The 11308-nt window shown below is 70.0% G+C and carries 10 protein-coding genes and 1 rRNA gene; 4 read left to right on the forward strand and 7 right to left on the reverse strand.

Annotated elements, in window-relative coordinates:
* Nucleotides 1–29: 29 nt before the first annotated feature.
* The 6 genes from ACSC1S_RS21715 to ACSC1S_RS21740 all read right to left on the reverse strand — a co-directional run bounded on the left by ACSC1S_RS21715 (nt 30) and on the right by ACSC1S_RS21740 (nt 7827).
* Nucleotides 30–1604 (reverse strand): DUF7519 family protein, encoded by a 1575-nt coding sequence (locus tag ACSC1S_RS21715; protein ID WP_435366158.1) that lies wholly within the window; start codon nt 1602–1604, stop codon nt 30–32.
* Nucleotides 1605–1622: 18 nt separating this feature from the next.
* The gene (locus tag ACSC1S_RS21720; protein ID WP_435366159.1) at nt 1623–3041 is read right to left on the reverse strand and encodes a DUF58 domain-containing protein; all 1419 of its coding nucleotides are present in this window, start codon (nt 3039–3041) and stop codon (nt 1623–1625) included.
* Entirely contained in the window at nt 3038–3838 is an 801-nt protein-coding gene (locus ACSC1S_RS21725) for a DUF7269 family protein (RefSeq protein WP_435366160.1), read from the reverse strand. The genes ACSC1S_RS21720 and ACSC1S_RS21725 overlap by 4 nt, the downstream gene beginning before the upstream one ends.
* The gene (locus ACSC1S_RS21730; RefSeq protein WP_435366161.1) at nt 3839–7006 is read right to left on the reverse strand and encodes a transglutaminase TgpA family protein; all 3168 of its coding nucleotides are present in this window, start codon (nt 7004–7006) and stop codon (nt 3839–3841) included.
* Between the two features lie 148 nt (nt 7007–7154).
* On the reverse strand, nt 7155–7559 hold the full coding sequence (locus ACSC1S_RS21735; protein ID WP_435366162.1) for a hypothetical protein: 405 nt from the start codon (nt 7557–7559) through the stop codon (nt 7155–7157).
* A gap of 79 nt (nt 7560–7638) precedes the next feature.
* A complete protein-coding gene (locus tag ACSC1S_RS21740; protein ID WP_435321036.1) occupies nt 7639–7827 on the reverse strand; it encodes a hypothetical protein in 189 nt (62 codons plus the stop codon).
* 245 nt (nt 7828–8072) lie between these two features.
* On the opposite strand from ACSC1S_RS21740, the gene ACSC1S_RS21745 reads away from it, so the two are divergent.
* From ACSC1S_RS21745 to ACSC1S_RS21760, 4 genes are all read left to right on the forward strand, one after another.
* Nucleotides 8073–8783 (forward strand): hypothetical protein, encoded by a 711-nt coding sequence (locus ACSC1S_RS21745; protein ID WP_435366163.1) that lies wholly within the window; start codon nt 8073–8075, stop codon nt 8781–8783.
* A 143-nt stretch (nt 8784–8926) separates the two neighbouring features.
* Nucleotides 8927–9169, forward strand: coding sequence for a DUF8593 domain-containing protein (locus ACSC1S_RS21750; RefSeq protein WP_435321034.1), 243 nt, complete (start codon nt 8927–8929; stop codon nt 9167–9169).
* Nucleotides 9170–9749: 580 nt separating this feature from the next.
* Nucleotides 9750–10625, forward strand: coding sequence for a ParA family protein (locus ACSC1S_RS21755; RefSeq protein ID WP_435366164.1), 876 nt, complete (start codon nt 9750–9752; stop codon nt 10623–10625).
* Entirely contained in the window at nt 10622–11008 is a 387-nt protein-coding gene (locus ACSC1S_RS21760) for a DUF7970 domain-containing protein (protein WP_435366165.1), read from the forward strand. The genes ACSC1S_RS21755 and ACSC1S_RS21760 overlap by 4 nt, the downstream gene beginning before the upstream one ends.
* A gap of 181 nt (nt 11009–11189) precedes the next feature.
* Here ACSC1S_RS21760 and rrf read toward each other — a convergent pair.
* Nucleotides 11190–11308: ribosomal RNA gene (gene rrf / locus ACSC1S_RS21765) — 5S ribosomal RNA — on the reverse strand; the annotation flags it as partial.

Genomic DNA, 11308 nt, shown 5'->3' on the forward strand with positions numbered 1-11308 from the left:
CCCCACCCGCCCGCCCTGGTCGCCTGCGGCTAGCCGCGCAGCGCGGCGGTGAGGGCGACCACGCCGACGACGGCCGCCACCACGCCGACCACGGCGGCGGTCGCCCCGCCGACCGGGATGCGCTGGCCAGAGAGCACCACCAGTGGAACCACGGCGGCGACGCCGACGAACCCACTCGCGACCGCGTGGAGCAGCTCCGGCCGGTGGGTCGCCGCGTCGTCACCGAGTTCGGCCCGAAGAACGGTCCCGAAGCTCGCCACGTCCCAGACGACGATGCCGACCGCGACGGTCCCGAACAGCACGAGCGCGTGGAGCCCGCCGATGCCGGCGAACAGCGCGGCCGCCACGAGGCTCCCGCCGGCGACCGACGCCGAGGCGGTCCGGTCCGAGACGAACCCCATCCCGGCGAGCAGCGAGAACCCCAGCAACACGCTCAGGAACCCGGTTGCGAGCACGACGACGAGCGCGAAGACGACGACCGTCGGCGAGGCCGTGTCGGCGACCTGGGTCAGCACACTCGTGACCCCGGCGGGTGCCTGCGCGAGCACGAGCTCGAAGGCCTGCTCGCCCATCGCGAGTACGAGCCCGGTCACAGCCGCCCCACCGGCAAGCCGGGGCGCGACCGACCCGACCGTCTCGCGGAGGTTCCGGCGCGCGAGGCGCGTGACGAGGCCGACCGCGAGCACCAGCACCGTCGCCACCACGGCGACGCCGAAGAGCACCAGCCGGAGCGGCTGGGCCGTCGACACCGCCCGGACCACCGACAGCACGGCCGGTGACCACGACAGCAGCGGCGCGAGCCCGGTCGCGACCTGGACGGCGAGCAGGACCGGGGACGCCACCATGGCGAAGAGGCCGACCTGCCGGAGCCGGCTCGCGGTCCGGTCCAGCAGGGCCGAGACGCGTTTGCGGTCCTCGCGCTCGACGAACTGGACGAGGGGCAGTCGGCGGAGCGCCGACGCGGTCGCGAGCCCGGCGACCGAGACGAGGAGGCAGAACCCGGCCAGCTCCGGCGACTCCTGCCCGGGCGCGAGCAGCGCGTCGACGCCGTCGCCGGTCAGGTCGTTCGCGACGCGCACGACCTCGTCGAGGAGCGCGAGGTCGCTGACGAACAGTACCCCGGTCGCGAGCACGGGGAGCGCGAGCGTCTCGAACAGCAGGGTCGCGGTCCGGTACACGCTCTTGTTCCCCAGCCCGCCGGTCGGGGCCGTGGCCGCGCCGAACACCGCGAACACCAGCGCCACGGCGGTGAGCGAGGCCATCGGTCGCACCGCCCCGCCCACGGCGACCGGAAGCACCGCAGCCGCAACGAACAGGGCGGCCAGCACGGGGAGCGAGAGCGTCGCGAGCAGGTCACCGAGCGGGGTCCGGCGGGCCGCCAGCGAGGTGACGCCCGCGAACACGAGGCCGGTGAGGACCGCCATTCCACTGGCGGCGACCTGGCCCGTCCCGACCGCGAGCAGGGCTACCCCAATCAGAGTTCCCAGGACCGCCAGCAGGCTGCTCGTGCGGGTCGCGGGCTGGCTCTGCGTCTCCTGTTCCTCGCGGCGCAGCTGCTCCAGCCGGTGCGGGTCGTCGGGTCGTGGGTCTGGGGTTCCTGGCATGGTCTTCGACTCTCGTACTCAGTTCACCCAGGGGCGGATGGCCTGGGCGAGCGCCATCGGGAGCGGAGTGTCGTGCGCCCAGTCGACGACCGGGACCCCCGCGGTCCGCATCTCGTCGAGCCGCAGGGCGCGCTCCATCGTCACCACCTGCTGGCCGGCGCTCCGCCCGCCGGTGACGTCGGGCGAGAGCACGGTCGTCCGGTGGCCGTACCCCCGGAGCGTCCGGGCAACCGTCACCGGGAAGTCGTCGAGCGCGGGCGTGACGAACAGGACCTGGGCGTCACTGGGGAGGCGCGCGAGCAGCCGGTCGAGTTCGGCGGAGCCGCCGTCGGCCGCGACCGCCTGCGCACCCGACTTTCTATCATCACCATCGCCGGTTCCGGCCCCGCCGGTCAGGGGCCCGCTCGCGCCGACGCCGTCGGTGGCGGTCGCGGCGTCGACGACCTGGGCAGCCCGCGCGGTGAACCCGCGGCCGGACCCGGGGCCGACCCAGGCCGGGGCGGGGGTCCGCCCGTCACCCGGGGTCTGGATGCCGAAGGCGGCGAGGCCGACCTGGTGGCCCGCGTCCGCCAGCGCGTCGAGCGCGAGCGCGCCGGCGTAGGCGCTCAGGGTCGCCCCCGTCGGGAACCCGGTCGCGGCGCTCTGTCTCGCCTCTTCCCGCGAATCGAGCACCACGACCACGCGGGCCGACCGGTGCTCCTGGTACTCGATGGTGACGAGCTCACCCCGCTTGGCGAGCCGCCGCCAGTCGATGCGGTTCATCGGGTCGCCCCGGCGGTAGTCCCGCGTCTGGTGGAACTCGACGCCCGGCCCGCCGGTGTCGGTCGCGAGCGGCCCGGTGAAGAACATCGTCTGGTCCTGGACCGGCATGTCCTCGACGGTCACCCGGCAGTCGACGGTCTCGGTCCCGGTCGTCGCCACGTCCTCGGTGACGACCGCACTCGCGCTCAGGCTCCGCGCCCGGACCGCGACCGGAGCGAACTCGTGGGTCCCGCGCTGGGGCACCAGCGTGTATGTGAGGTCGGTGCTCGCGCCCGGCCGGAGCGACACCGCCCCCACGGGCGACCCGTCGACGACCGTCATCCCGTCGGGCACCCCGTCGACGAGGCGCACGTCGGTCAGCGCCCGGTCGCCGGTGTTCTCGACGGTCAGCGTCACGGTCACGCGCTGGCCGGGGATGGGTGCGGCGGGCGCGACCGTTCGCTCGACCCGCAGGCCGTCTCCCACGGGTGCGACCGTCGAGAGCGCGCTGTAGGCGACGAACACCAGGGGAATCGCCCCCGCGAGCAGGAGTTCGGGCCGGCCCGTCGCGACGCCCGCCGCGACGAACGCGACGGTCGCGGCGGTGACCCCGCGCCAGCGGTCGAGCCGGGTCACGCTGCCGCCAGCGTCGGACTCGGAACCAGAACCAGAACCGGAACCGGATTTCCCGGTCATCCCTGCACCTCCTTGGGCCGGGCTCTGCCCTCGCCGTCCGCACCGCCAACCGGGTCGAACCCGGCCGTGGCGTCGACCACGTCCTCCTCGACCTGCTCGGGCGGTTCGTACCCGGACACCGCGTCGGCACACCGCGACTCGACCGCGGCCAGGGTCCGCTCGTAGTGCGCCCGGAACGCCTGCGTGGGGTAGAGCCAGCCGTACAGTCGCTGCCACAGCGAGAGGTCCGGCAGGCCGGGTTCGTCCGGGTCGCCGAGGAAGGCCGCGGCGACCGTGTCGTCGGTCCACGCCCCGGTCGCGATGGCCTGTTCCGGGTCGTCGTACTTGCCTGAGTGTTCGAGTACGTCGAGCAGGACCGACCGGAGGCGCGTCTTCGCCCGGTCGAAGTGGTTCGGGTGAGCGTCCCCGGTGGTGCTGGCGGCGGCCCACGCGAGGGTCGAATCGACGTCGGAACCGGTCCGGCGGTCGCGCGGTTGCAGGGCCGCCGGCCCGGGACGCTGGCTCCCGGTGTCGGCACTGCGGAACCGGCCGTCCCCGTCGACCGACTCGCTGCCGGCCGCACGCCAGAGCCGGTACACCGCGTACAGGCCGACGACCAGTGCGACCAGCGCGGAGAGCAGCGCCGGACCGGCGGCCGCGACGAGGTCGTCGATGACCACTCTGAGCGCGCGGGGGACCGCCCCCGGGAGGAAGATGAATGCGACGCCCACGGCGAGGGCGACCAGCCCGGCACCGACGAGCACGTTCCGGAGGGTCAGCAGGCGACGGGCACCGCCATCGTCGCGGCTGTCGGCCATTCAGTCGTCACCTCCCGAACCGGTGTCACGGACCGCCGCGAGGGCGCTCCGGACCCGGTCGAGGACGGTCTCGTCGGCCGCGCGCTCGCTGTACTCGGCGTCGCGGAACGCGTCGGTGACGGTCCTGACCGGGCCGGCCGGGAGCCCGCGGTCGATGGCGTACTGGGCGATCTCGGTCGGGGTCATCGTTCGGACGTGCGGTGGGCGGACCACGCCGATGAACTCGGCCCAGAGGTCCCGGAGGGTCTCGTGCGCGGCCGCGGCGGCCGCGGACTGGTGCTGGGTCCCCGACCCGGACGTGGCCTCTCCCGCCCCCGGCGCGCCGTCGCTCCCGCCGCGGCCGAACAGGCCGGCCACGAGTCCCTGGAGGAACGCGAGGAGCCGGCGCGGGTCGAGGCGGGTCGCGAGGGCTTCGAGGCGCGACAGCACCAGCCCGGGCAGGGCGCGCAGCTGGCCGACCGCGTCGGTGCCGAACCCGAGCAGCCACCAGCCCAGGGCTTCCAGCCGGCTCGCGACCGCGAAGACGGCCTGGACGGCGATGGTCGCGGCCCACGCGACCGCGGCCTGGACCCGGTCGAGCACCCGGCCCGGCGTCACCCCGCGCCGGTAGCCGACGCCGAGCAGGGCGACGAGCACCACGAGCACGCTCCCCAGCACGAGCCCGAGGTTGCGGAACAGGTCGTCGACGGTGGTCTGCTGTGGCTGTCCCCCGACGGTCGCGACGATGACTGCGCTGTCCGCGATGGGGAGCGCCGCGTCGACGGTCCCGTCGGGGCCGGTCGGACCGACGGCCTGCCCGGCCACCGTCACGGGCACGCCCGAGACCGGTTGCCCACCCACGGTGACGTTCACCGCCACGGGTTGGCCCGGCAGCGCGAGCAGGTACGCCGGCGTCACGCTGAGGTTCACGGCGGCGAGCGAGACGTTCGCCGTCCCGTTGATCTCGCCGCGCTCGACCGTCACCGGGACCGTCCCGGTCGCGGCCGCGGGCAGTTCGATGCGGGCCCCGCCCGTCGAGTTCGTCGTCGCGACGCGCTCGCCCGCGACCGTGACCGCGGCCTCGCGCATCGGGACGTCCTCGACCGCGGCGGTGAGGGTCACGGTGTTCCCGGCGACGGGGACGCCCGCGACCCGGATGGAGACGTTCGAGTCGACGCGGTAGGTCCGGGAGTCGGTGGTGTTGTCGGGGGCGAACTGGACAGAGGCGGTGCCTGGGCCAGCCCCGCGCTGGGGCGGCGGCGGGAGGCCGTGCCCGCCAGCGAAGAACCGGACGGACTGGGTTGGGGGCACGGCTGCTGCCGACGCCGTCCCGTTGGCGGTCGGCGCGCGCACCGACACGTCGAGTTCTCTGACGTAGGGAACCGTCGCGACGACCTGCCCGAGGTCGTCTGTCGTCCCCACGACCTCGTCCTCGAACCGGACGACTGCGCCCTCGACGGGCGTGCCCGCCCGCGAGACGGTGACGGTGACGCTAGCGCCCGGGACGGCACTCCGGTTGAGCTGGACGGTGTACGGCGGCGGACTCTTCGAGAGCGGTTCTTCACCCGGGCTGCCCGCGGTGTCGGACTGGCGGGGCGCGATGGAGTCACTCCCCGGCTGCCCGGCGGCACTAGCGTTGGCGGCAGCCGCGTCGAACGTCCGCTGGTCGCTCGTCTTGCGGTCGGCCGGCGGCGTCGGGTCGAACTGGACCCAGCCGGTCTCGGGGAAGTACACCTCGACCCACGCGTGGGCGTTCGAGCCCGTCACGAGGTACTCGTCCTCGCCGGCCCGGAGCCCGGGCGAGAAACCGGTGACGTACCGGGCCGGGATGCCCTCGCTGCGGAGCATCACGGTCATCGCGCTGGCGAAGTACTGGCAGTAGCCGCGGTCCATCTCGAAGAGGAACTGGTCGACCACCGGCCGCGACGGGTCGTGGCTCGCGTTCAGCGAGTACGTCTTCTCGGTCTCCAGCCACGCCTCGATGGCCCGGGCGTTCTCGTAGGGATTCGAGGCGTCGGCCGTGATGTCTGCAGTCAGATTCCGGACGCGCTCGGGCGTGTCCGCCGGGAGCTGGGTGTATCGCTCCGCGACGGCTGCGGGGTAGTCGGTCCCCGCGGCGGCTAGCCGGGCCGGGTCGTCGGGTGGCGGATAACTCGTGACGGTGACCGTGGTCCCGTTCGGGAGCGCGGTCTCGGCCTGGAACGTTCCCTGCTCGGTGACCTGCAGGTCGGCTCCGGGGACGCCTTCGACCGCGACGGCGACCGGTCGCCACGCGGTCGGGAGCGTCGCCGACGCGGTCTCCAGGGTGATGCGCTGGGTGACGCGCTCGCCGGGGACCGTCTCGCCCTCGGCCGCGGCGTCGGGTATTGACCCGTCGAAGGGGACGGGGTCGGTCTCGCGCGCCCAGCCCGTCCCGGTGTAGGTCGCGAAGGTGTTGGTCCGCACGTAGGTCGGGGCCGGGCTCTCGACGGTGAACAGCCGGGTCGGCGACTGGTTCCCGAAGGACGAGGACGCGGCGTCGAGGCCACCGATGCTGGTCTGGCCCGGCGGGGCAGCGAGCTGTGAGAGACCTGCCGCCGCCGCCGACTGCGTCTGTGCACGGGCGCTCTCGGCACCCGACCCGGCGTCGGGACCGTTGGTCAGTTGGTCCCCACCCTCGAGGTCGCCCTCGGTCTCGGCGAGCCCCGATGGCTCGGCGGGCTCGCCGCCATCGCTGCTGGAGCTACCGGACTCACCCGGTTGTTCAGACGCTCCAGCGTCGCTCGTGCTGGGCCCCTGGTCCGTCGAGTCGCCCGTGGTTCCCTCGCCATCGGCAGCGGTTGCAGGTGCTGAACTCGTCCCCGACTGGGTGGCTTGCTGTCTCTGGTCGCTGGTCCGTGTCGCTGCTTCCCCGTCACTCTGTGTCCCGTCACTCTGTGTCCCGTCACTCTGCGCCGCGGCTGCGTCCTGCGGCGAGACGTCGCTGCCGGAGCCCATGCCCAGCAGGTCGCTGAGGCCGGACAGCCCGGAGAGGCCACCAGGGGAACCGCCTGGAGTGCCGCCGGGGACGCCACCGGGTGGGCCTGCGAGGCCGCCCAGTGGTGCCTGTCCGGGCACTGCCGGGAGGATACCGGCGGCGAGCACCAGGCCGAGGACGGTGAGACAGACGAGGACGAGCTGGCCGAGCGAACGGCCACCGCCGCCCGTCATCGTTCTCTCCTCCGGCGTCTCGGCGGCAGGTCGGTCGGCCCCATCTGTGTGGATTACTGTCCTGTAACCCCAACAAGATATTAAGCCCTCTGGGGGGTTCGACCGGCGACCGGCTGCAACCCGGAGGTCGAATCGTATTCGAGAAGGGTCAGTTCGGCCCGCTCGGGCCGTCGGGGTCCGGCTCCCAGTTGGTCTCGTCGAGGACGATCTCGGAGACGGTCGCCGCGAACTCCCGGGCGACCCGTTCCTCGGCGAAGTAGAACACGTTCCCCATCGCGTTGCCGAAACTGTGGTGCAACTGGGTCGTCTCGCTCTCGTCCCCCTCGACGAGTTCCTCGACCCGGGCCGTCCCGCGGTCTTTCAGCTCGGCCTTCGCCTCCGCAGTCAGGCGGTTCCCGGTCGGGATGAGGTCGTAGGCGAGTGAGAACCCGTGTTCCTCCTCGTCGACGACGAACAGCGGTTCCCCGTTCCGGTTCGCTTTCGTGTAGGCCGCCCGGTGCTCGTCCTCGGTTCGACAGACCGGCACGGACTCGGGCGTGTGGCTACTGGGCATGCTGCGAGAGTAGTCACGTGTGCCTGATGAGGGTTGTGTCAGCAGCGACACGACCCGGAGCTGACAGAAGCAGAGATGGTTAGCCGGTGTCCGGCTCCGAGAGGGTGTCCTCGAGCCCGGTGGCCCGGAGACTCTCCCTGACGTCGGTCGTGACCTCGTCGTCGACGACGCCGTGGACCGCCTCGGTCTGGCGTTCCGTCGTGGTCGTCTCGCCGGTGATGTCGACGAAGAGCTGTGCGAGCCTGTCGGATGAATCTGTCTCGGTCATGGCGGATGCGCGAAATGTGATACTCAATACCACTGCATAAAGGTTCGTGTGGTTACATAACGCGGGGGCAACTCCCTCCGGTCGTGCGGTATGGACTCACAAACGGCGATAGAGCTTTACCACTCAGGGCGTAACAACGTCCAATCCGCGGCGACGACACGGTCGTTCCACAGCGTCCCCCCCAACCAATGGCTGAACCCTGCGATACGCACGGAATCGACTTCGAGAGTGTCGACGATCCACGAGTGACTGCGACCCACGCCAGGGTCGTTCCCGGTGGCGACGAGACGGGCACGCTGACGCTGCTCGGTATCGTGCACGACCACCCGGCGAGCATCTACCGCGTCCAGCACGTGGTCAGACACCTCTCGCCCGAGGTGGTCGCGCTCGAGCTGGCACCCCTCGCAGTGCCGCTGTTCGAGGAGTACGCGACAGAGAACGAGATTCCACCACGCCGCGGCGGTGAGATGAGCGCCGCGATCCAGGCGGTGGGCCCCGACGCCCGCGTGGTCGGCATCGACGCGCCCACCCGGTCGTTCCTCCGGACGGTCGTGGCCGAACTCCGAGACACGGACGCGGCGATGCTGACCGTCCGCCGGGTCCTGCGTGACGTGACGGACCTCTCCCGGCACGCGCTCCAGTGCCGGGTGGCCGCCACTGCCGGTCCAGCCGGCCTCGTCTCGATGGACGAGACGGTTCCCGAGATCGCCCACGACTGTTCGCACGAGGACCCACCCGGGGTTCAGGCCGAGGACGAGCGCCGGCTCATCGCCCGCAACCGGGCACTGCGCAGTGCGACGAAGACACCACGACCGATCTCACTCCTCGACACCGCCCGCGAGAAGACGATGGCCCGCCACCTGGCCCGCCTCAGGCAGGAGGGCGACGTCGTGGCGGTCGTCGGGCTCGAACACCTCGACGAGGTCACCGACCGTCTCGTCGAGCCCGCGCACTGACACCTCACAGAACAGTTACCTCACAGAACAGTTGCATCACGGACACATTTATCAAGTAATCATTATATATGGTTATGAGACGAATTCTGGGACGGACGCTCGACCGGCTGGGTTCCAGCGGGCGAGCAGTCCGGAGTACACTAATGGTCCGAAACTTCGAAGACAACGACAAGGGGAAGAAAGTGATGTCCACCGACGGCGATATGATCGGCCGCGTCGACAACGTCGCCGGCGGTAAAGCGTACATCAAACCGGACTCGACACTCTCGCGTGGGATGCGCAAGAAGCTCGGCTGGACGGACGAGAAGAAGGACACATTCGAGCTCGAACACGACGCGGTAGAGGCGATCTCTGACGACGAGATCCACGTCAAGGCCGACCTTTAAGCAGCCAGCCATCCGGCTGCAGTGGCTGCCGCCCGGTTTTTTCCAGTCTCCTCGCGAGCAGCCACGGTGCCGGCCGGGAAGCCACTCGACATCGCCGGCCAGCATTGGTTAGATTTCACAGATGTCTTCGTTCGTTGCCCACAGCTGATTGATTCGGGCAACTCGATATCGCGAGATACGATATATCCGAGATCGGCCCGAAATCCCCGCAAATGTCTGTGTCCACACAGACTCGTTCAGTCCGTGTGGGCACGAGAGATATTCTATAATGGACTATTTCCAGGAGCCCCCCGAAATCGACCGACTCAGCTCGAGGGCCCGCACGGCGATATGGGTACTCGATGAACACGGCCCGGCGCTGAACGTAGCTGCTGAACACAGCGCGTGAACACATAGAATGAACAAAGCTGGTGAACATTCCCACTGAACATTCTCACTGAACATTTCCAGTGAACACGCTGCAGTACCCGTGTTCAGTAGATTTGTTCACTGTCTTTGTTCACCAGCTTTGTTCACTATGAACATCTTCAGTGAACATCATCGGTGAACATTCAAGAACACGGGCACGAATCACGAGCACATGTTAGCGTACTCGACCTACAGCGAGGCGGGCGGGGTGGGCAAGACCACCACCGCGGCGAACCTGGCCGTGGCGCACGCCCGAGCCGGACTGAAGCCGCTCGTCGTCCCACTCGACCCACAGGACGGCGACCTCTCTCGCCTGTTCGGCGTCGACGACCAGCGGACCGAACCCGTCGACAACCTCGTCCGGCACCTGATTCGCCGCCCGAAAGGCGACTTCGACGACCTCATCCGGACCGTCGAAGGCGTCGACATCGTCCCCGAACACAACATGCTCTCCGACCTCGCAGAGTACCTCCAGCGCGAGAAGGACCAGGCCGAGGCGATGGGCGAAGCGTTCGGGATGCACGCCCAGCTCCTGCGGGTGCTCCGCGAAGCGGGCGTTCCAGACGAGTACGACGTACTCATCTGTGACCCGCCGGCGACCGAGGGTCCGCACCTCTACAACGCCATCCACGCGACCCGGTCACTGGTCATCCCAGTCGAGCCCAGCGCGAAGGGCCGTGCCGCCGTCGAGGGACTGGAAGCACTCGTCGGCGGGTTCGAAGACCAGCTCGACGTCGACGTCGGCGTGCTCGCCGCCGTCCCGGTCGGGTTCAAGGACACACGCGACCAGCGGACGATCCTCGACGAGATCGACTACCCCATCCCGGAGATCGTGGGCGAGCGGAGCTCACTGATGGAGGGCTGCTGGATGCAGCAGTGCTCGGCGTTCACCTACGTCAGCGAGCACCGCGACCGGCAGCGTGACTACGAGCTCGAGACGCTCGCGCAGTTCGACCGGCTCGCCCGACAACTCGAAAGCGAGGTCGGACTCGAGGCACCGAACCCACCGGAGCCGGGCGACCTCGACCACCAGGTGGTGTCCGCATGACGGGGATGAAGAAGGGTGCCGGCGAGGACCCCTTCGCCGACGATTCCGACCCGGAGGACCAGACCGACGACGCTAGCGCTACCGGACCCACGAACGCATCGACAGAGCGCCCAGACCGAGCAGCTGGCGGACCGTCGACGACGATCCCGTACAAGTTCCGACGAACCAGCGTCCAGGACGGCCGTGACCGCGTCCCCCTGTTCCTGCAGCCGGAGACGAAAGCCGCCGAAGACGACGCACTCGCCGCACTCGAGGACACCTTCGAGAGCAACATCTCCCGGACCGACCTCCGGGAAGCACTCGTGACGGTCGGGCTCCAGCACCTCGACGAAGTCGAGGGACAACTCGAAGACTGGGGCTACGGGATGCGGTTCGACGAGTAGTGCCACCACACCAGCGATCGAGCTCTCCGCTTCGGCGCGGTGAACAACGACGGTAGCGACACGGTGTTGCCACTCCGTCACCGAACGCACCCGAGCAGCACCGACCTACTGTCGGCACTCCCCGAGCTATAAATGAAGAAAGCCACACACCCGCGGTGGGTGTGTGGCTTCGTAGTATGAGTGGAGGCGGCGAATGAATTTTCCCAGAGGCTCGCGCACTCCAGTACTCGCCCAAACGCAGGTGAGCTTAACTTCCGTGTTCGGGATGGGTACGGGTGTAACCTCACCGCTCTGGCCGCC

The organism is Haloarchaeobius pelagicus (genome assembly GCF_051207375.1).
Lineage (GTDB): Archaea > Halobacteriota > Halobacteria > Halobacteriales > Natrialbaceae > Haloarchaeobius.

What these genes read in the sequence shown, in the direction of transcription:
- ACSC1S_RS21750 (WP_435321034.1), top strand. Translation starts at nt 8,927, where the DNA reads ATGGTCCGAAACTTCGAAGACAACGACAAGGGGAAGAAAGTGATGTCC.
- ACSC1S_RS21735 (WP_435366162.1), bottom strand. Translation starts at nt 7,559, where the DNA reads ATGCCCAGTAGCCACACGCCCGAGTCCGTGCCGGTCTGTCGAACCGAG.
- ACSC1S_RS21730 (WP_435366161.1), bottom strand. Translation starts at nt 7,006, where the DNA reads ATGACGGGCGGCGGTGGCCGTTCGCTCGGCCAGCTCGTCCTCGTCTGT.
- ACSC1S_RS21740 (WP_435321036.1), bottom strand. Translation starts at nt 7,827, where the DNA reads ATGACCGAGACAGATTCATCCGACAGGCTCGCACAGCTCTTCGTCGAC.
- ACSC1S_RS21760 (WP_435366165.1), top strand. Translation starts at nt 10,622, where the DNA reads ATGACGGGGATGAAGAAGGGTGCCGGCGAGGACCCCTTCGCCGACGAT.
- ACSC1S_RS21720 (WP_435366159.1), bottom strand. Translation starts at nt 3,041, where the DNA reads ATGACCGGGAAATCCGGTTCCGGTTCTGGTTCTGGTTCCGAGTCCGAC.
- ACSC1S_RS21715 (WP_435366158.1), bottom strand. Translation starts at nt 1,604, where the DNA reads ATGCCAGGAACCCCAGACCCACGACCCGACGACCCGCACCGGCTGGAG.
- ACSC1S_RS21725 (WP_435366160.1), bottom strand. Translation starts at nt 3,838, where the DNA reads ATGGCCGACAGCCGCGACGATGGCGGTGCCCGTCGCCTGCTGACCCTC.
- ACSC1S_RS21755 (WP_435366164.1), top strand. Translation starts at nt 9,750, where the DNA reads ATGTTAGCGTACTCGACCTACAGCGAGGCGGGCGGGGTGGGCAAGACC.